This window comes from Promicromonospora soli, from assembly GCF_014653785.1.
Taxonomy (GTDB): Bacteria; Actinomycetota; Actinomycetes; order Actinomycetales; family Cellulomonadaceae; genus Promicromonospora; species Promicromonospora soli.
Window position 1 is genome coordinate 663,664 of record NZ_BNAS01000001.1, and the last position, 19,821, is coordinate 683,484.

The 19,821-nt window shown below is 72.4% G+C and carries 15 protein-coding genes, 1 other RNA gene and 1 pseudogene; 5 read left to right on the forward strand and 12 right to left on the reverse strand.

Annotated features, from left to right (window positions below; translation table 11 throughout):
* The first annotated feature begins 38 nt into the window (after positions 1 to 38).
* Positions 39 to 299, forward strand: coding sequence for a hypothetical protein (locus IE250_RS03015; protein WP_308434102.1), 261 nt, complete (start codon positions 39 to 41; stop codon positions 297 to 299).
* Between the two features lie 492 nt (positions 300 to 791).
* Here the strand turns inward: IE250_RS03015 and IE250_RS03020 are convergent, their stop codons facing one another.
* The 3 genes from IE250_RS03020 to IE250_RS03030 form a co-directional block, all read right to left on the reverse strand.
* Positions 792 to 1,310, reverse strand: coding sequence for a hypothetical protein (locus IE250_RS03020; protein ID WP_189667764.1), 519 nt, complete (start codon positions 1,308 to 1,310; stop codon positions 792 to 794).
* A gap of 716 nt (positions 1,311 to 2,026) precedes the next feature.
* Positions 2,027 to 2,425: RNase P RNA component class A (gene rnpB, locus IE250_RS03025), an RNA gene on the reverse strand.
* 64 nt (positions 2,426 to 2,489) lie between these two features.
* A complete protein-coding gene (locus IE250_RS03030; RefSeq protein WP_189667765.1) occupies positions 2,490 to 2,873 on the reverse strand; it encodes a tautomerase family protein in 384 nt (127 codons plus the stop codon).
* A 50-nt stretch (positions 2,874 to 2,923) separates the two neighbouring features.
* On the opposite strand from IE250_RS03030, the gene IE250_RS03035 reads away from it, so the two are divergent.
* Entirely contained in the window at positions 2,924 to 3,751 is an 828-nt protein-coding gene (locus IE250_RS03035) for a YaaA family protein (protein WP_189667766.1), read from the forward strand.
* A 131-nt stretch (positions 3,752 to 3,882) separates the two neighbouring features.
* Positions 3,883 to 5,187, forward strand: coding sequence for an MFS transporter (locus tag IE250_RS03040; protein WP_229872087.1), 1,305 nt, complete (start codon positions 3,883 to 3,885; stop codon positions 5,185 to 5,187).
* Positions 5,188 to 5,193: 6 nt separating this feature from the next.
* On the opposite strand, the gene IE250_RS03045 is transcribed toward IE250_RS03040, so the two are convergent.
* From IE250_RS03045 to IE250_RS03055, 3 genes are all read right to left on the reverse strand, one after another.
* Positions 5,194 to 6,855, reverse strand: coding sequence for a PHP domain-containing protein (locus IE250_RS03045; protein WP_189667767.1), 1,662 nt, complete (start codon positions 6,853 to 6,855; stop codon positions 5,194 to 5,196).
* Between the two features lie 167 nt (positions 6,856 to 7,022).
* A complete protein-coding gene (locus tag IE250_RS03050; protein WP_189667768.1) occupies positions 7,023 to 7,784 on the reverse strand; it encodes a zinc ribbon domain-containing protein in 762 nt (253 codons plus the stop codon).
* A gap of 85 nt (positions 7,785 to 7,869) precedes the next feature.
* Entirely contained in the window at positions 7,870 to 8,853 is a 984-nt protein-coding gene (locus IE250_RS03055; protein WP_229872088.1) for a Nif3-like dinuclear metal center hexameric protein, read from the reverse strand.
* A 135-nt stretch (positions 8,854 to 8,988) separates the two neighbouring features.
* Here IE250_RS03055 and IE250_RS03060 point away from each other — a divergent pair.
* Positions 8,989 to 9,432 (forward strand): annotated as a pseudogene (locus tag IE250_RS03060) (S-ribosylhomocysteine lyase); the annotation flags it as partial.
* A 98-nt stretch (positions 9,433 to 9,530) separates the two neighbouring features.
* Positions 9,531 to 10,259: a 5'-methylthioadenosine/S-adenosylhomocysteine nucleosidase gene (gene mtnN, locus IE250_RS03065; RefSeq protein WP_229872089.1), complete on the forward strand. Its 729-nt coding sequence runs from the start codon at positions 9,531 to 9,533 to the stop codon at positions 10,257 to 10,259.
* Between the two features lie 20 nt (positions 10,260 to 10,279).
* Here mtnN and IE250_RS03070 read toward each other — a convergent pair whose 3' ends face one another.
* The 6 genes from IE250_RS03070 to IE250_RS03095 all read right to left on the reverse strand — a co-directional run bounded on the left by IE250_RS03070 (position 10,280) and on the right by IE250_RS03095 (position 19,792).
* Positions 10,280 to 12,127 (reverse strand): bifunctional 3'-5' exonuclease/DNA polymerase, encoded by a 1,848-nt coding sequence (locus tag IE250_RS03070; RefSeq protein WP_189667769.1) that lies wholly within the window; start codon positions 12,125 to 12,127, stop codon positions 10,280 to 10,282.
* Positions 12,128 to 12,196: 69 nt separating this feature from the next.
* Complete coding sequence (locus IE250_RS03075) at positions 12,197 to 12,736, reverse strand: GNAT family N-acetyltransferase (RefSeq protein WP_189667770.1); 540 nt, start codon at positions 12,734 to 12,736, stop codon at positions 12,197 to 12,199.
* A 30-nt stretch (positions 12,737 to 12,766) separates the two neighbouring features.
* A complete protein-coding gene (locus IE250_RS03080; RefSeq protein ID WP_189667771.1) occupies positions 12,767 to 14,590 on the reverse strand; it encodes a hypothetical protein in 1,824 nt (607 codons plus the stop codon).
* Positions 14,587 to 15,753 carry a VWA domain-containing protein gene (locus tag IE250_RS03085; protein ID WP_189667772.1) on the reverse strand — a complete coding sequence of 389 codons (1,167 nt, stop codon included), beginning with the start codon at positions 15,751 to 15,753 and terminating at the stop codon, positions 14,587 to 14,589. Before IE250_RS03085 ends, IE250_RS03080 begins: the two co-directional genes overlap by 4 nt.
* Positions 15,750 to 18,608 (reverse strand): DUF5682 family protein, encoded by a 2,859-nt coding sequence (locus IE250_RS03090; RefSeq protein ID WP_189667773.1) that lies wholly within the window; start codon positions 18,606 to 18,608, stop codon positions 15,750 to 15,752. Before IE250_RS03090 ends, IE250_RS03085 begins: the two co-directional genes overlap by 4 nt.
* Positions 18,605 to 19,792 (reverse strand): ATP-binding protein, encoded by a 1,188-nt coding sequence (locus IE250_RS03095; protein WP_229872090.1) that lies wholly within the window; start codon positions 19,790 to 19,792, stop codon positions 18,605 to 18,607. The genes IE250_RS03090 and IE250_RS03095 overlap by 4 nt, the downstream gene beginning before the upstream one ends.
* Positions 19,793 to 19,821 lie beyond the last annotated feature (29 nt).

The following is a 19,821-nucleotide window of genomic DNA, read 5'->3' on the forward strand; positions in this document are numbered from 1 at the left end:
TGTGCGGCTCGACTCGATTCGCTGAGCAGTTCCGCGCGGTGAATCGTGACCTGACTCTCGCCGGGGCAATCGTCGTCGCACCCGCTGAGTTCGAGCACGCCGGCGACCAGATCACCGACGAACAGAACGCTGCGCTCGGCAAGCTGCACTTCGCGAAGATCGACCTTGCCGACCGCGTCATGGTGGTCAACCCGGGTGGGTACATCGGGGAGGCCACGCGACGTGAGATCCGGTACGCCCACGAGACCGGAAAGCCGGTGGAGTACACCGACGCCCTCGACGGCGTCATCAACCCCTGACCACGCTGGTCCGCGCAGAGTCCCTTATCGCCATCGACGCCGGCGACAGTTCGTGGATCGCAGTCCGGCCCACCGGCATGTCTGACAAACGCGACAACGGCCGAGAACGTTGGAATTCCAACGTTCCCGGCCGTTGGTCGTGTTGGGGTCGGGGCTGGTGCGGACCTCTTGCGGACTATCTGCGGACTGCGATCGCGTCGTCAATCCTTGGTGGTGCCCGGGGCTCATGCGGACTTCCGGTCGGTTATCCCTGCGTTGACTGGCAAGGTCACCTTCCAACCCACGATCCGCCCGAAGATGAGGCAGCCATCGTGGAGTTGACCTCTACTAGATCAAGGCGCGCCGCCGGGCGCCGGGTGAAGGGCCCCCAAGGGCGCGGCGGGCGCGGGCGCCCTTGCGCCTCCCCCACCCGGCACCTCCGGCGCTCACCCCACACATGACGAAGACGGTCCTGGATCACTCGCCAGGACCGTCTTTCGTTGCTCAAAGCTACTAGGAGAGGATGCCAGCCTGGAGTCGCGTGGCGTGCTGTCGAACGATCTGCTTGAGTTCCACCGGAAGATTCGCCATGTGTTCCTGACGCTTGGCTCGCCACGACTCCTGCGTGAACGTCTCTGAACCAGCGGCCTTAGAGAGCGCATAAACCGCACGGTCGATGCGACGTGCAGTGTCAACGACATCCTCCGGGTCATTTACCTCGATCGCCACGAGTGCGCTGTTCAGCCGATCTACTATCGGCCAGACCTCCACCTTCTCTACCGTCGACTTCAGTTCGGATTCAGCCAGCGCAAGCTGCCTGAGCGAGGTGATGCCATGGTAGGTGGCAGCAAGGAACTGGCCCACGCGTTCGGTCATCGCGATGCGCCTCTGCTCCGCAGCCCTCGATTCATCAAGCATCTTCGCTGAGTCCGTCTGCTGGCGGGTAGTGAGCCACGACCCTAGAGTTGCGATTCCCGCGCCGACGATCGTGCCGACGAGAACAGAAGCAGCGTCTGGATCGATCGTGGGCATGCCGAGAACATACCGCGTGGTACCGGCTGCATCTGATCGTCGCTGCTCGGACAAGGCCGAGCAGCGACTCGGGCCTCGCGATTCACCGGACACGGCCTAGTACTACGGCCGTAGATTGGGGCTGTGGCCTGCCGTTTCGCGTCTACGGTAGTGGGCGGTGCGGGCTCGGTGTTGGTGGCGTCGTAGCCAGCGGGACCAGGACAGGATTTGCTCGGTGGTCGCGCGGGTGCGAGACGGCGCGCCACCAGCACCGAGCCCACTCCCAGCGACGAGACGACATCACCCACGGTCAGCGACCTGATCTACGGCTGTAGTACTAGTGCCTCCGGCGGGCACCGCAGGAGTCAAGAGGATCGAGGGGACCGCGGTGTCCCTGCTCCTACGTCATCCATTGGCTTGATCGGGACCTGACACCGAACCCGCCGGCAGTGCAACAGGTCCCGCCCGACCAGAGAGCACCACCGCACCTGGAGCTGGACGGCGGGACCTGTTGCACTGCCGGCAGAACCGATGTCCGAGACGTGCCCGCGCCAACGGATGACGGAGGATCAGGGACCCCGAGCCGGGAGTATGGCTGAGGCCCAGACCCGCACTGGCGACCTGGGGAATTACACGAGAGTTACACGGGAGCATGAGAAACGGCGGCAAACACTGCACAACGTCGAGAGACGAAAATGCAGGTCAGCCGCCGTTCTGCGGTTGCGACCGAGGTCGTGCGGACGAGCCGGTCTGTACGCCGGGTTCTGTTCCCGCGCAGGGTTACCCCCGCGCGGGCGACGGTCATCCATCTAGGCCCTGCGTTGCCGCAGGGCTCGAGCGGTCTACCCGACTGTGCCTCTCCGAAGAGAGTCGGGCGGGCAGCCCTCAAACACAGTCTGTCTGACCTTGCTCCAGGTGGGGTTTACCTAGCCGCTACCGTCACCGGCAGCGCTGGTGGTCTCTTACACCACCGTTTCACCCTTACCCCCGGTCCTGGGACCGGAGGCGGTCTGTTTTCTGTGGCACTGTCCCGCGGGTCGCCCCGGGTGGCTGTTAACCACCACCTTGCCCTGTGGAGCCCGGACGTTCCTCGGCGGGTGCCCGGGGGCACCCAACGCGACCGTCCGACCGACTCGTCCGCAGGAAGAATCCTACCTGCCTATGCAACTACACCGGAGCAGCCTCAACAGGTTCGCCCCGTCACACGTCCACGCGGTAGCTGAGCGCCAGCTCGTCCCCCGACATCCCCCGGATTCCCCAGTTCTCGCGCGCGCTCTCCAGGATCACGATCTCCAGATCCTCGGCGGCGAGCCCGAGTCGCGGTGCAACCGAGTCGTACAGCGCGGCGATCAGGGCTCGCTTGGCCTCGCGGCTACGACCGGTGAAGCAGACGATCTCCACGACGAGGTAGGCGTCCGAGCGCGGAGCGACCAGGTCGCCGTCGTCCAGGAGGAGGAAGCGGTGGAACCGCTTGTCCGCAGGAAGCCTCCAGGTGCTGACCAGTGCCTCGTGCAGCGCGTCGGAGATCTCTCCGCGCCGCTCATCCCACACCGACCGGTTCCCGTACACCTTGATCTGCGCCATGTTCGCCAACCCTAGTGAGCCGCCTTGCCCGGCGACCTTAGGCTGGGCGCGTGATGCTGCTCCTCCCGCCCTCCGAGGGCAAGACGCCCGCGCCCGACGGCGCCGCTCCCCTCGACCTGAACGCGCTGGCCCACCCGGAGCTCACTGCGCGGCGCGAGCAGGTCCTGTCCGGCCTGGCGAAGGTCAGCGCGCAGCCCGGGGCGACGTCGGCACTGGGCGTGAGCGACGGACTCGCCGACGAGGTGGCCCGGAACACGGCGCTCCGCGAGGCGCCAGCGGCCCGCGCGGCCGAGGTCTACACGGGCGTCCTGTACGCGGCCGCCGGCCTGGCCACCCTGCCCGACGGCGCCGCGCGGCGCGCCCAGGAGAGCGTCCTCACCTTCTCCGGCCTGTGGGGCGTTGTCGCTCCCGGCGACCGCATCCCCGCGTACCGGCTCAGCATGGGCGTCGGGCTCCCCGACGTCGGCAGGCTCGCCACCTTCTGGAAGCCCGCCCTCACCGAGGTCCTCGATGCGCGGGCCGCGGGCGACGTCGTCGTCGACTGCCGCTCCGCGACGTACGTCGCCGCGTGGCGGCCGAGGACGACGGGCGCCGCGGCAGCCGAGTGGGTCGAGGTGCGTGTGCTGCGCGAGACCGACGGCAAGCGGACCGTCGTCTCGCACAACGCCAAGCACACGCGGGGCGTGCTGGCCGGACACCTGCTGCGCCGGGAGGCCGAGGCCCGGACCAGCGAGGACGTGCTCAAGGCCGCGCAGGAGCTCGTGGGTTCCGTGATGCTCACCGAGATCGGCTCGGGCAAGGACCAGACCCTGATCGAGGCGAACCTGCTGGACGGCAAGCCCCGCGGCCCGCGGACGCTGGAGCTCGTTCTCGCTTGAGCCGCCCTCTTTGTTGTGGGCACGATCGTTGCGTCTACGCGCCCGTTTTAGGCGCAACGATCGCGCCCACAACAAAGAGAAAGCTGGGTAGCTCTGGTGCTGGCGCCCTCCGACCGGTTGGATGACCGGTCATGGAGACAAGAAGCCTGACGGGCGCCCGAATAGCAGTGGCCGCGGCGTTCTTCGCGCAGGGCTTCGTCTTCATCAGCCTGACCACCCGCCTGCCGCGGTTCCTGGAGCGGTGGGGGCTCGACGAGGTCGCCCTCTCGCTGCTGCTGCTCATGATGGTGCTGCTGGCCGGCGTCGGCTCGCTGGTCACCGAGCGCGCGGCGCGGCATGTCGGCAGCGCGGTGATGCTGCGGCTCGGCCTCGGGCTGATCGTCGTCGCCGTCCCCGTGCTCACGCTCGCCCCCGCGATCGGCTTCTTCGTGGGTGGGGTGGCCCTCTACGGCATCGCGCTAGGTCTGGTCGACGCCACCACCAACATGCAGGGCGTCGACCTCGAACACCGGTACGGCCGCCCCATCCTGCCGTCGTCCCACGGCTACTGGACCACCGGTGGCATCATCGCCGCCGTGGTGGCACTCGCCACCGGGCACCTCTCCCCCGAGCTCGGCGCGTTCGTCGTCCTGGTCCCGATGGCCATCGCGTTCGCGCCGTTCATCCCGCGCGCCACGGACGTCGCGGGGGTGTCCGACGGCGGACCCGGCCACGTGGTCCCGACGGAAGCCGCGGCTGCCACGTCGGGTCCTGTCCCGTCGGACGCAGCTCCGATCCCGTGGCGGCCCATCTGGCTGGTAGGAGCGGGGCTGGTCGTGTTCTACATGGTCGACACCACAGCAGCGGCCTGGGGACCGGTCTACCTCGCGCGTTCGTTCGACGCACCCGGCAACCTGGTGGCGCTCGCCACCTTCCCCTACCTCGTGACGTCGATAGTGGTTCGCCTGGCGGGCGGGCAGCTCGTGACGCGGTTCGGCGTGGCTCCGGTGCTCCGGATCGGAGCGATCATCGCCTGCGGGGCGCTGGCGCTGGTGGCGCTCGCGCCGTCGTGGCCCCTCGCGGTCGCCGGCTTCACGGTGCTCGGCGCGGCGATCGCCCTCGTGGCGCCGCTCAGCTTCTCGGCCGCGGGCCGGATCGCCGCGGGCACGGCGGGCACGGCAGCCGACCCCGTTGCCGGTGCAGCAACCGGCCCGGCGCCCGAGCCCGACCGTGCCCGTACCGACGCCGTGATCGCGCGCTTCAACCAGTTCAACTACGTGGGCGCGCTGCTCGGCTCGGTGGCCACCGGGTTCGTGGGGGCGGAAAACCTCCGCCTCGGGTTCGCCCTGCCCGCCGTCCTGGTGCTTGCGCTGGTGCCGCTCGCGCCGGCCTTCGCCCGCGGAACGCTGAAGCGTCCGGGCGGCCAACCGGTCGCCGGCCCGGTCAGCCGTCCGTAGATCAGCTCAGCGCACGTCGATGTAGATCGGGTTCGTGTAGAGCCAGGTGTCCGCCCACGGGTCGCCGTCGTTGTCGGCATGGGGCAGGGGTCCCGTGGGGTCGACCGACGCTCCGAGATAGCCGGCGCCGTGGCGGTTGCCGTCGCTGCCGCGCAGGCGGACGTAGCAGGACTCGGTGATGCGGCCGAGCGGGATGCGCAGGCCGTAGGTGCCGGAACGGCCGCTGGTGTCGACCTGCTCGACGACGCGCGTCTCGGGCGCACGCCAGGTGTCCCGGTCGGTCGACGGTCCCGTGACGGTGCCCCGGATCACGTCGAGGTGAGCGAGCCGGGGCAGCACCCCATGCGGGTTGGGCCGGTGCGCGCTGCGCACCGTGACCCTCAGCTCCACGGAGGTCCCGCGCTCCACAGTGAGCCGGCCGCCGAGAGTGGTGCCGGTGGCGCGATCCCGACCCGCGGCGACGAGCCGCACGTCGATTCCGTCCACGAGATGTCCGTGGTCCACCCAGACCCGGCCGCGGCGGAGGCCGCCCATGACGTCGAGATAGCCGTGCCGGGTCACGCCGACGTGGGTGCGGCTGAACTCGCCCGGCCAGAAGTCGCTTCCCGGCTGAGGTGTCCCGGTGTCGACGGGGGACGGCTTCCAGCCGAGGGAGTCGAAGGTCTCACCGGCCGGCATGTCGCCGTCGCGCCAGGTGTCCCAGATGGTGCGGTGGTTGTCGGAGTTGGACGTGATCGAGAACAGGGTGCCCTCGGCCAGCATCGCGTCCCACATGCCGCCGACGGTGGCAGTCATCCAGTCGAAGCCTCCGAACGTGCGGTAGGCCTCGAGCGGGTAGCCGGAGAACGAGTCCGTACGCGGCGCGTTGCTGTACTCGCCCCGCTGGGCCCGCGTGCTGCCGCGGTACGCGACCCAGGCAGGATCGGCGTCGCCCTGGGCACCCGGCGCACCTTCCATGCCCACGCAGATGCCGGCCGCAGCGTCGCGCCACGCCCGCATCTCGTGGGGCGAGTCGATGCCGAGCCGGGACGGGTGGTTGGCCAGCATGAGGACGTCGTCGACGTACCGGTCCGCCTTGCGGGCCGCGAGCCACCGCAGCGCCTCGACCGCGCGCCCCTCGTTCTCGGGCAGGTCGGCCGCCCAGCCGTTGAGCTTGCCGTCCCACAGGCGCTCGAACTCGCGCAGCAGCTCGACCTCGTGCTGACCGGGCGCGGCGAACACGGTGCCGTGCTCCGCAGCGGGGATGTACCACTCCAGGCCCTGGAAGATGAGCTGGCGCGGGTTGAGGGCCCGCGCGGCCATGATCTCCGCGTGCTCGGCGGCGGCGCCCTTGTCGGCGTGCCCGAAGTTGCTGTGCTCGTTGAAGACCATCCAGTCGAGGCCGAACTGCGCGCCCTTCTTGGCCTGCTGGTCGAAGTCGTACTTGGCGTCGTGGCTGTACCGGGTGTGCACGTGGTGGTCGCCGACGAGCCACGCGAGCTGCGGGTCTCCGTGGCGGCCCGAGGCGGCGGCGGTACCGGCGTACGCGCCAGTGGCGAGCGCCAGCCCACCGACCATACCGAGACGCAGGAACGTGCGCCGCGAGGCGCCTTGGGGATCGAGGGACGAGGTCGGGACCGACGGGTCGGCCCAGCGTGGCAGGTCGGTGGCGCGGAACGGGGTGTGCATGGGTCCTCCTGGGGGGCGCACAGTGACAACACAGGCTCCCGCCGCCATGTTGCACCCGCATGAACGCCGGGTGTTGCGCGCGGGTCAGCCAGCGGTCGAGCCCGCGACCTCCGCTCGGACCGGGACCGGGGAGTCACGCCGGTGCGTGCCGAACCCGGGCGCCTCGGTCATCCGGCGGCGGCGCCGGTGGTCGCGCCGGACACGACGCGGACCAGGATGCGGCCGCACTCCTCGCAGCGCACCACGGCGTCGGGCGCCGCGGCCTTGATCGCCGCCACGTCGGCCGGCGGCAGGTCCATGCGGCAGCCCTCGCAACGGTTGCCGTTCAGCACCGCCGCACCCGTGCCGCCCAGCTGCGTGCGGATCTTCTCGTACAGCGTGACCAGCGCCTTGTCGAGCCCCTCGGCTCTCGTCTCCCGCTCGCCCGCGACCACCTGGACCTGCGCGTCGATGTCGGCCCAGCCGGCGTCGCGCTCGGCCTCGACCTTCGTCTTCTCCGCGACGAGCTCGTCGTTGGCGGCCTCGACCTTGGCGAGCGCGTCCTCGTGCGCCTCGAGCCGTTCCATGACGTCGAGCTCGATCTCCTCCAGCGCCGCCTGGCGGGCGGCGAGCGACTTGAGCTCGTCGGTCAGCGCGACGGCGTCCTTGGCGCTCACGCCACCGGAGTCCAGCCGCTGCCGATCGCGGTCGGCTCGGGTGCGGACCTGCTCGACGTCGTTCTCCGCCTTGGTGAGCTCGCGCTTCAGGTCGGCCACCCGGGTGCGCGACTCGATGAGCGACGTACGCAGGTCGACGATCCGGCCGTCGAGCTCGGTCAGCTTCGCGAGCGCGGGAAGGTTCTTGCGCTGGTGGGCGAGCTGCTGAGCCCGGGTGTCGAGCGCCTGGACCTCCAGCAGCCTGCGCTGGTCTTCGGGTGGTGCGGTAGCCACGGGAGGCGTCCTCTCGGTCGGGTTCTGGGGGTGGTCCAACGCTACCTCGCGCCCGCCCGAGTGGAGTCCACTCGCTCAGCCGGGGTCAGCGGGAGGGGACCTGGCCCGTCCACGGGTCGGTCACGAGCTCACTGACGCGCGCCTCGACCGTGAACCCCGCTGCCGCGAGCGCCGCTGCGAGGTCCTCGACGGCGTAGCGCAGCCAGGGCCATTCGCTCGCGTAGTGGGCGGTGTCGACGAGGAACGGGGTGCCCGCAGGCCCGGGGGCGCCCGCGGCGCGAGACTCGAACTCGGCCCGTTCGCGCAGCTCGGACGCCGGGTGGTGGCGCAGGTCCGAGGTGACGTAGACGTCGGCGGCGGCGGCGCGGACGGCGTCGAAGTAGCCGTCGCCGGACCCGCCGAGGACGGCGGCCGTGGTCACCATCGCGTCCGGGTCACCGGAGAACCGGACGCCCTGGGCGGTGGCGGGCAGCGCGGCCGCGACGCGTCGGGCGAAGCCGGCGAGCGTGGTGGGTTCGGCGAGGCGTCCGACGCGGCCGATGCCGCGGTCCGTGCCGTAGTCCGTCCCGTGACCCGCGCCGGGGGCCAGGCCGTGGGACAGGTCGTGCGTCTCGCCGGCGGCGCTCACCTCGAGCGGCCGTCGGTCGGTGATGCCGACCAGGTCGGCGAGGGCGTCCGCTACGCCGCGCGGTGCGGCGTCGGCGTTGGTGTGCGCGACGTGCAGGGCGCAGCCGCCGGTCAGCAGCCGGTGCACCACTGACCCCTTGAACGTGGTGGCGGCCACGGAGCTCACGCCGCGCAGGAACAGCGGGTGATGGGTGACGAGCAGGTCAGCACCCCAGTCCAGGGCCTGGTCGACGACCGCGGTCACCGGGTCGACGGCGAACAGCACCTTGCGCACGGCGGCGGCCGGGTCGCCGGCGACCAGTCCGACGGCGTCCCACCCCTCCGCCGTCGACGGCGGGTAGAGGCCGTCGAGGGCGCCGACCACCTGCGCCAGCGTGGGGTGTGCGGTACCGCTGGAGTTGTCTGGCCTCGACCCGTCGCGTGCGGGGGCGTCGCTGCTCACGCGATGCAGCGTAGTACGCAAGGCTGTGCGCGGCGTGTCTGTGCGGATCGCCTGAAGGTCGGGCGCTGACGGTCGGCCGCTGACGGTCGGCCGCTGACGGCATAGGCTCGGGTCGTGACCGAGTCAGCACCCCGCATGAACGTCGAGTCGTTCAACCTGGACCACCGCGCCGTCGCCGCCCCGTACGTGCGGCTGGCCGACCGCAAGCAGCTCGCGGGAGGGGACGTGATCGTCAAGTACGACGTGCGGTTCACGCAGCCCAACACCGCGCACCTGGAGATGCCGACGGTGCACTCCCTGGAGCACCTGTTCGCCGAGCACTCGCGCAACCACTCCGACGCTGTCCTGGACTTCTCCCCCATGGGCTGCCAGACCGGCTTCTACCTGATGCTGCAGGGCGAGCCCGCCTACGAGGACGTCCTGGGTCTGGTCGAGGCGACGATGCGCGACATCGTCGCCGCCAACGAGGTACCCGCGGCCAACGAGGTGCAGTGCGGGTGGGGGGCGAACCATTCGCTGGCCGGAGCCCAGGAGGCGGCGTCAGTGTTCCTCTCGGCGCGCGGCGTGTGGTCGCAGGTGTTCGGTGACGGAGCCCCGGGCGAGGCGTCGGCCGAGGACGCGGCTGCGCGGGATGCGGCTGCGCGGGAGGCGGCTGCGCGCGACGCGGCCACCGGCCAGTGACCGCCGAAGGACCCGTCGCCGTCGTGCTCGTCGCGATGGACGACGAGGCCGCGCCCTTCCTCTCCCTCGCGTCCGAGGTGGGCGAGCCGGAACGCGTGGGCCTCGCCGAGCACCGGCGCATCATGCTGGCCGGCCGGCCGGTCGTGCTGGTGCGCACCGGCATCGGCTTCGTCAACGCGACGTCCGCCGGCGTGAGCGCGATCCTGCGCCACGGCGCGGACGTGCCGCTGATCAGCGCGGGCAGTGCGGGCGGGCTCGCGAAGGACGTCGCCGTGGGCGACGTCGTGCTGGGCGCCCGCCTGGTGAACGCGGACGCCGACGCCCGCGCCTTCGGGTACGTGCTCGGCCAGGTCCCGGGCATGCCCGAGGCGTACGACGCCGCCCCCGGGCTTGCCGACGCCGTCCGGCGCGCTGCGGCGACTCTCGACGCCGGGGCCCCGGAGCCACTGGTCCTGCGCGAGGGCACCATCGGGTCCGGCGAGAAGTTCGCGACCGCTGACCTGGCGCTGCGGCTGCGCGCGGACTTCCCCGACATGCTCGCCATCGACATGGAGTCGGCAGCGCTGGCGCAGCTGTGCCACAACTTCGGCGTCGACTTCGTGTCCGTGCGTGCCGTCTCGGACCTGTGCGCACCAGACGGAACCGAGTTCCTCACCCACGTGGACGACGCCGCGGCGCGCTCCGCGCGGGTGGTCACCGCAGCGCTCGGCCTGCTGCCCGCCTGACCGGCCACGCGAGCGATGGTTCAGCCCTTCGCGTCCGCGTAGCTCTCCGTCACGGCGACGCTGAGCGGGAAGTCCACCGGGAAGTCGCCGAAGAGGAGCCGGCCGGCCTCTTCGGCGGCGGCCCGCACCTCCTGTGCGACGACATCGCCGAGGGCTGCCGGGGCGTGCACCACCACCTCGTCGTGCAGGAAGAACACCAGGTGCGGTCGGCGATCGAACGGCGCGGGCGCCAGCCCAGGCTGGGCGCTGTCAGTGGCCTCCCCCAGCGCCCAGAGCCGACGGCGGATCGACGCGATCCAGCACAGCGCCCACTCGGCGGCGGTACCCTGGACCACGAAGTTACGGGTGAACCGACCCCAGGAGCGCGTCTGGCTGCGAGCGCGTGACTGGGCGTCGGCCCCGGCGTCCTCGTCGAAAGCAGAGCCCTGTACGGCTGCCCACGACTCCCCCGGCCGGGGCGAGCTGCGGCCGAGCCGGGTGCTGACCACCTCGCCGCGCTCCCCGGCTCGCGCCGCGCGCTCGACCAGGTCGATGGCCTGCGGGAACGCGCGGGCGAGCCGCGGCAGCACCTGCGCGCTCACGCCCGTGGTGCCGCCGTACATGGCGCCGAGCATGCCGACCTTCGCGTGCTCCCGGGAGTCGACGGCGCCCGTCGCCACGATCCCCGCGTACATGTCGGTGCTCGCTCCGTCCTTGCTGCGGCCGGCCGCGGCCATGCGCTCGTCGCGGGCCAGAGCGGCCAGCACGCGCGGCTCGAGCTGGGCGGCGTCGGCCACGACGAAGGTCCAGCCCGGGTCTGCGACCACCGCTCGCCGGACGTTGTGCGGTAGCTGCAGCGCGCCGCCACCCGTGCTCGCCCAGCGGCCCGTGACCACGCCGCCCACCACGTACTCCATGCGGAACCGGCCGTCCGGCGCCCAGGTGTCCAGCCAGTTCCAGCCGTTCGCCGTGTAGAGGCGGTACAGCCCCTTGTACTCCAGGAGCGGGGCGATCACCGGGTGGTCGAGCTTCTCCAGCTCCCACTTGCGCAGGCTGCGAGCGCCCACGCCCGCGTACTCCATGGCGCGCAGCAGGTCGGGATGTGAGTCGGGGTTGAGCGTGGGCGGGGCGTCGAGGGCTTCCCGGATCCGGTTGGCCAGGTCTTCCAGCTTCGCGGGGCGTGCACCCGGCCGGGGCCGTGGGCCGAGCGCCTCGGTGAGGATCTCGTCGTGGATGTCGCCGCGCCACGGGAGTCCGGCGTGGTGCATCTCGGCTGCCGCGAGCGCCCCGGCGGACTCGGCCGCGAGCAGGAGCCTGAGGCGGCCGGCGTCGGTGCTGTCCTTGAGCGCCACCAGCTGGGCGGCCAGCTCTGCCGCGGGGTCGAGGGACTCGTCACCCGGCCCTTCACCGGGCGCGTGCGTGCCGCCTCGGGCGGCTTCATCCCTGGCGCCGCGGGCGGGTTCGGACCGGGGCGCGGGCGCACTGATCTCGCCGAGGTCGAAGAGCGGCTCGGAACCGGGATGGCGTTCGGGGCGGACCAGAGCGGCGGCCGTCGGGCCGCCGGGGGGCGGGACCGGGGCCAACCGGTCCCAGGCCGTGGGTCCTGCCTCGGCGAGGGCCGTGTGTGCGGCCAGTGCAGAGCGGCGCAGGACCGCGTGCGCGAGCCGGAGGTCGTGCGCGCGGTCGACCCGGACACTGTCGGCGAGGAGGGCCGGGTACCAGTTGTTCGTGTCGTCCCAGGTCCAGCGGACGTGGGACGGCTCGTGGGCCGCCACCTCGTGAGCCAGGCGGGACGCCTCGACGATGCGCGGCTCGCCCGCGGGCGCACCGGAGTCGGAAACCGACCGGAGGCCGATATCCGAACCTTCCCGCGAGATCACCGTGTGCACGGGCTCAGTCTGCCGTGAGCCACTGACAGTCGGCGGCCGGTCCCGCAGCGCCGACAGATCAGGCGGTGGTCACAGCTGCTTCGTCATGAACAGCGAGTCCCCATGGACCTCGTCGGGTTCCACGCGGTCGGTCTGGATGAACCCGAGCTTCGCCAGCACCCCGCGGGAAGCAGCGTTCCAGTCCCGGACCGTAGCCCACAGCCGCCGGTACCCCGACGCCTGCGCCCAGCCGAGGACCGCCCACGAAGCCTCGGTCGCATACCCCTGGCCCCAGGCCCTGCGAAGCAGCTCGAATGCGAGTTCCGGCTCGTTCTCCCGGCCATGAGTGTTCTCGATCAGGCCGCAGTAGCCGATGACGTCACCGGATCCCTTCAGTTCCGCTGCCGGCAGCCCGAGAAAGTCGGATTCCGACCGGCTGCGGATCCAGTCCTCGACATCTTCGACAGTAGGGCGGCCATCTGCGCCGATCCGACGATGCGGAGGGACACGAGGATCACGCTCGGTCCACATCTCGTGCTGGACAACGGCCTCGGACACTCGCCAGGGCCGGAGCAGCAGCCGTTCGGTCTCGAGCACGATCGCCCGCCCGCACGCGCTGGGATGCTCCATGGCGCCGAACGTATCAGGCTCCTCGCCGACTCAGCCCGCGACGTCGGCCACGGCTCGGGCACGGCCCACCACGAACGCCGCATGGAGGACCGACGGCGGGGTCAGGTCGCCGGCCAGCAGCCCGCCGGCCGTCCGTTCCAGCGTCGCGAGCCCGAGGTCCCGGGCGAGCCCGCGCGCCCGTTCGACGTCGGACCGCTGCCGGGCCGTGAGCGCCGGTCGCCCTGTCGCCGCGGCCGCCAGGAGGACGTCGCCCAGCAGCAGCGTCACGCGGCGCACCGGGGACGGCGGCGTGGCCGCGGACCGGACCGTCCTCGCCGAGGAGGCCTGTGCCTTCAGCTTGCGCATTCGTCTGCGCCAGAAGTCCCAGTAACCGCCCTCGAGCGACCATGCCGGCGTGATCGTGGGGCTGATCAGCCTGATCGCACCCTTGTCGCGCACGAACAGGCCGACCGGTTCGTCCCGGTCCTCCCGACGCTCGATCGTCACCGCCACCAGCTTCGACCTGACCGACAGCAGTGTCTCGACCGCCTGCTCGTCCGACACCGGCAGGCGCAGCATGCGCGGCTCGCCGTCCGCCGTGACGACGACGAGCGTCATCTCCTGCCGCACCTCGTCGATCCCGACCTCGCCGACGTCGCGCACCAGTACGAGCCGCACGTTGGCCGGACGGCGCCCGAACCCGACGACGTCGCGCGGCGCCACCCCGGCGCCCGTGCGCTCGGCGATCGCCCGGAGCTCATCGAGGCCGAAGCCGACGCCGTCGGACCCGTCATCCAAGCGGCGGAGTACCGGGTTCCCGCCCGCGCCCAGGCTGCCGTCCGGCTTGCTCCGCACCGCGGTGAGGGCGAACACGCCCTCGCACAGGCCGCTCAGGGATCTGCCCCACAGCAGCGGACTGGTCCAGCTGCGCTGGAACCTCGGGTCCGTGCCCGACGGGCGGCCCGTCACGACCTGGCGCACCTGGCCGGATCCCGCGTCCCAGCCCAGGTAGGCCAGCCCGCGCGAACCACTCTGGGACGTCCACCACCGGGCGCCGAGCGGCACCCATCGCGCCAGGTCGACCTCGTCGTCATCCGCGTTGTCCGACGCCGGGGCCGAACCGAGCGCGGAGTGAGCCGTCCCGTCCGTGTCCAGAGCGCGCTGCAGCACCTCGCACATCGCCCAGGCCTCGGCGAACGCGTCGAGCAGTTCGGACTCGGTGACGGCGTCGTCCCGCCCCGCGAGGCCTGCCACGAGGCCCCCGGCCACACGCAGCAGACCGTCGAACCGCACCCCGCCGACCTGTTCGGTCGCGACCTGCTGGAACCCGGCCAGGCGCACCCGGCCGGCCAGCGCACGCAGGGACTCGGCGTCGTCGGGGCCGAGGTGCGACAGCCCGCCCGACATGAGCCGGCCCACGACCTCGCGGACCTCCGCGAGCGCCTCCCGGCGACGCTTCCGCACCGCCTCGGACGGCCTGCGCACCACCGAAGGCTCGCGCATCCCGCTCGCTGCCGACGTCTCTCGCGTCCCGGCTGCACCGGAGGTCTTGGGCACCGCCTGCGCGACCACGGGGACAGCGCCCTGTGGCGGTGCGTCTGGCGCGAGCTGGACCGCCCACAGGCAGGCGGTGAGGACGTGCTGGCACACACCCGCCGTCGGGCAGTCGCAGGAGACGGCCGCCGGGCCGCGGCCGTCCACGCGCACCATCGCCCCGGACACGTCGAGCACTGCGCCCTTCGGATCGTGGGACACCTCGGTCACCGTGTCCTTGCGGGCGCGGCGCAGCAGGCCCGGATTGCCGAGCGCCTCGAGCGCGTCGTCGTCCAGGCCCGCGTACGGGGCCGCCCAGGCGAAAGTCTTCCGGTCGCTCATGAGAGCACCTCCCCCAGCCACTCGGCGAACCGCTCGGGCGTGAGCGCGGCGACCTCCATGCCGCACTCGGCGAGGTGCCGCGCCGTGCCCTGGTCGTAGACGGGTTCTGCCGCCTCGTCCAGGGCGGCGAGCCCCAGCATGGTGACGCCCGACGACGCCATCCGTCGCACCGTCGTCAGCAGGCTCGACACCGAACCACCCTCGTAGAAGTCGCTGACCAGCGCGACCACGGTCCGGGACGGATTGCGCACCTGCTGCTCCGCGTGCCGCACGGCCCTCGCGATGTCGGTTCCGCCACCGAGCTGCGCGGTCATCAGGACGGCGACCGGATCGTCGGCCAGGTGCGACATGTCCACCACCGACGTGTCGAACAGGTAGAGCTGCACGTTGATGCCGGGCAGGCCCGAGAGGATTCCCGCGCAGACGGCGGAGTACAGCAGCGACGGGGCCATCGACCCCGACTGGTCCACGAGCAGGATGACGTCCCAGGTCAGGGTCCGTTTCGCCCGGGAGGAGAAGCGGACGTCCTGCACCGTCATGCGGCCCTCGGCGTCGACCCGGCCGAGGTTGGCGCGGAGCGTGCGCTTCCAGTCGAAGTTCCGTGCGACCCGATGCATCGAACGGCGTGACCGGTCGATCCGGCCGTTGACCGCGGTGGTGAACCGGGTCCGCAAGCGCTTCACGATGTCCTCGACGACCCGCTGGATGACGCGCCGCAGTCCCGCCGCCGCCTGGTCGTTCAGGGCGCCCCGCACCTGCAGCATCGCGACGGCGAGCTCACGCGAGGGTTCGAGGGCCTCGATCGCCGCCTCGTCCTGCAGCAGCTCGGTGAGGCCGTACCGGCTCACGGCGTCGACCTGCATGCGCTCGAAGGTCTCGCGCGGGAACAGGCTGCCCGCCTCGTTGAGCCAGCCGAGCGCCGTCACGTCCACGCCGTGCGGCTGCGAGGCGCCGAGGCCGGCGCCCCGACCGGCCGCCGCTCCACCTTCGCCCCGGCCCGTCCCGACACGGTGCCCACGCGCCGTGTACTCGCGGTCGTACAGGTAGCGCAAGGACCGCTCCAGGCCTTCGTCCTGCTGTCCCACCGACAGCTGATCGGCCGCGTACCGGCCCAGCACCAGCCGCCAGCGCCGGGCGGCTTCCTCGTCCGAGATCGTGCTCATGCTTTTCCTCCGGTCGAGTCCGCTGCTCCACTGCCGGCCCAATGGGCCAGACCGTCCCGCTCCAGTACCGCGGCCAGCTCCCGGTCCAGGGCGAGGCCTGCTGCCAGGTCCTCCTCCGACAGGGCCACCCGGACGTCCACCTGGTCCACGCGCGCACCGGTCCGCTCCGCAACTCGCTGCGCCAGCCGGTGCGTCTCGGTGGGGCGCAGCCACGTGAAGGCCCGCCGCAGATCCGGCAGCACCGCCAGGAAGGCGTCGCCCTGGAGCGCACGCAGGGCGTCGTCGACGGCGTCGAACATCTCCGGCGTATGCAGGATCAGGTCCGGCGCCGCGCGCATCGCGCCGCCCAGGAACCGCACGGCCGTGCCCGGGTCCGCGCCCGCGGTCAGGGCACCGCGCACCCGCGTGACCAGCACGTCGTCGGGCACCTCGCCGTCCGTGAAGCCCAGGGCGAGGAGCGCGCCCGCCACGGCGGGCGCGGTGCTTTTCTCGTCCCGGAGGCGCGCGAGCTCGCGCACGACGGCGGTGCGGTTCGCTCCGCCGACGCCGTCAGCGCCGCCGGCGCCGCCCAGCGCGCTGCCGCTGTCGCCCGCCGACGCCGCGTCCCGGAGCAGGGAGCGCAGGTCGATCAGGGTGCCGATGGCCGCATCCTCGTCCTCGGCGCGCGTCTTGCCCAGGTCATCGACCAGGTAGGCGGCCGTCGCGAGCGCCTGGCTCACCAGGTCGAGCAGCTCGCCCGCGTGCTCCTCGGCGCCGAGCTCCACCCGGGCGTGCCACAGCCCGAGCAGCCGCCGCGCCCCCGACACGACGGAGTCCAGGTCTCGGTCGGTGTCCAGGGTGGTGCGCAGCAGCGACACGATCCGGGGCAGGTGCGAGCCCATCCCGATCACCAGCGCCTGGGCCACGAGCCGGGCGACGGCGTCGACCGACGCGGCCCCTCCCGTTCCGGCGCCCGCTCCGGCCCCAGCGCCGACCGCAGCCGCGGTCCCCGTGCCGGCCAGCCGCTCCTCCGCCTCGTACAGCCGCGCGAGAGCCACCGCCTCCAGCGTCGCGCCGAGGTGCACCATCTCCACCAGGCGCGCCTCGACGAGGGGTGTCCAGCAGTACTGCCACTCCTCGGTGATCAGGCCGAGCCCGCGGCCCGCCACATGGTCCGGACCGGAGACCAGCTGCCCGAAGCCCGCGCCGACGAAGTCGAGCAGCGCCAGCACCTGGCGCTTCGCCCGGTGGGCCGCCGTCCGCCGCGCGTCCAGGCGCGCCGTGCGGGGCACGGAGTCGTCGATGACGAGCCGCACCGCCCGCACCCGCTCCCGGACGTCTCGCACGAGCGGCGGCGACGCACTGCCTGGCGGCACGTCGCCGAGGGACCGGCCGCCGAACACCTCGGCGACGGCCAGACCCAGCGGCCGCTCGGGCTCGCCGGGCCCGCCGACGCCGCCGTCGTCCTGCACGTAGCACGACCGCACAGCGTCCAGCAGGTCCGTGCGACACGGGTAGGCGCGTTCGCGGAGTTCCGCGAGCCGCGTCGCGGACTCGGCCGCCGAGCTGACCTGCGGCAGGCTCACCGCGTGGCCTCGGCCGGACGCGCCACGCGCGACGTCGACCAGGATCTCCGTGGCGAGGGCGCGCGCTCCGACAGGACCGGCCGGTCGCGATGTCGGGGCCGGCCTGGCGCTGGATCTCCCACGAGGATCGCCGCTACCGGAGTCCGGAGCGGCGTCGAGGAGCCCCAGCTCCCGCAAGTGCGCCCCGTGCAGCCGCTCGTAGTAGCCCGGCGAGGGCATGCCCGCGCCATAGCCACGCAGCCCGTCGAGCCGCTCGTGGTCGTAGCGCACGAGCCAGGCCTCGCCCTGCGCCGTCGGGCCGAATCCGCCCTCCGGCTGCCGGTCGCGGACCGCCGATCCCTCCGGGGCACCGGACAGCGCCTCCACCAGCGCGAGCGTGTGGAACGCGCCGGTCACGACGAGCACCGGGCCGCCGGGAGAAGCCGCCAACCGGTCAGCGGTCTCGGCGACCCGGGCCGCCATGCGCGCCTCGCGGTCCAGGGAGCCGTCGGCGGCGAGCACGCTCTCCTCGTAGTCGAGGCGCGCGAGGGCGGACCAGGCGAAGACGTCGTCGAACACGGTGCGCCAGTCGGCCAGCTCGGCGCTCCGCCGCGCCTCGAACAGCTGGTCCCAGACCTCGTCGTGGTCGCGGCAGCCGAGCCGCCGCGCGAGCGCGGCGATCGCTTCCGAGTGCGCCAGGTACCGCTCGGACATGAGGGTCCGTGCGAAGGGGTCGGGCCGAGCGGCGTCGTCCTGCCCTGTATCGCCCTGTCCCGTTCCGCCGTCCGCACCGCCCTCCCCATGGCCGGACGCGGCGCGACCCGAGAGCGCACCCTCCGCGGCCGACCGTTCCCCGAACGGCCGGTCGACGAACGCCAGCTCCGCACCGACGTCGTGCCCCGCGCGCAGCGCCACCCACTCCGGGGAGAATGACGCGAGCGGGTAGAAGCCGGCGCCCTCCCCGCTGTCGCCGTCTCCGGCGCTGGAGGCAGAACCGGAGCCGCCGAGGCTCAGCACCGCGATCGGGGGCCGCGTCGCCTCGTGCAGCAGATCGGGGATGAGCCGCGTGAACTCCTCCGGCCCTTCGATGAGCACTGCCGCCGGGCGCAGCTCCTCGATCGCCGCACGCACCGCCAGCGCGCACGCGGGGCTGTGGTGGCGCACGGGAGCGAAGTGGATACCGCGCTCGGCCCGCAGCCGGCGAACGGCGTCGGCGCCAGCGCGCAGGCGCTCGGGCGCCCGCTCCCAGACTGAATCCGCGCGCCGGGCCGCGGCTCCGCCCTCCCGTGCTGAGGCGGCGCTGCCGCTCACCGCCACAGCGGCTCTGCTGCCGTGAAGAACGCCTTCCAGCGCTTGTCGTTCCGGGCGCGTTCGCGCACGACGTTGTCGACGTAGTGCCGCAGCCTGCGCGCGTCCTCCTCCTCGCCCTTGAGCGCCACACCCGCGATCTGCCGCGCGACCTCCGCGGCGGTCACCGTACCGTCACCCAAGTAGCGGGCCTCCAGGGATGCGGCGACCGCGACGTTGACGGCCTCGGCCGTGGACATGACCGTCTCCGGCCGCTTCACGGGCGCACCCTCGCGCGTGCTGCCGGTCCGCAGGTCCTGGAACACGGTGACGAGCACCTCCAGCACGTCGAGCGGCACCTCGGGCCGGTCGCCGCCCGAACCCGACCCGGGACCCAGCTCGGCCTCCAGCTGGCGCTGCACCAGCTCGATCTCGAACGCCCGGTCGCGCACCGGGGCCACGGTCTCGAAGCTGAACCGGCGCTTGAGGGCCGCCGACATCTCGTGCACGCCGCGGTCCTTCAGGTTCGCGGTCGCGATCACGGTGAAGCCGGGCCGGGCCGCCACCCGGGCGTCGGGCCCGAGCTCGGGGACCATGAGCTGCTTCTCCGACAGGATCGATACGAGCGTGTCCTGGATCTCCGGGGCGCAGCGCGTGATCTCCTCGAAGCGCACCACCCGGCCCTCGCGCATGCCCGTGCAGACGGGCGACGGCACGAGCGACCGCTCGCTCGGCCCCTCCGACACCAGGAGCGCGTAGTTCCACGAGTACCGCACGTGATCCTCGGTGGTCCCCGCGGTGCCCTGGACCGTCAGGGTCGACGAGCCCGAGACCGCAGCGGAAAGCAGCTCCGACAGCATCGACTTCGCCGTGCCGGGCTCGCCCACGAGCATCAGGCCCTGCCTCCCCATCAGGGAGACGACGGCGCGGTCCACCAGCGGGTCGTCGCCATAGAACTTCCGGCTCACGCCGAGCTCCTCCGAGCCGACGACGAACGCCCGCACCGCACGGGGGCTCAGCCGCCAGCCGGGCGGCCGCTCGTGCCCGCGCTCGGTGTCCCAGGCGTCGAGCGTCGCCAGCTCCCCGGCGTAGCGGATCTCGGCGGGCGGCCGGATCTCGGCACCGGGATCAGTACCGGCGTCGATCGCGCCGCCGTGTTCGATCCCCGTGCCGGCCGTCGTACCGGTGGTGGTGCCCGTGCTAGTCATGGTGTCCTTCGGTGCTTGCGTTTCGAGTA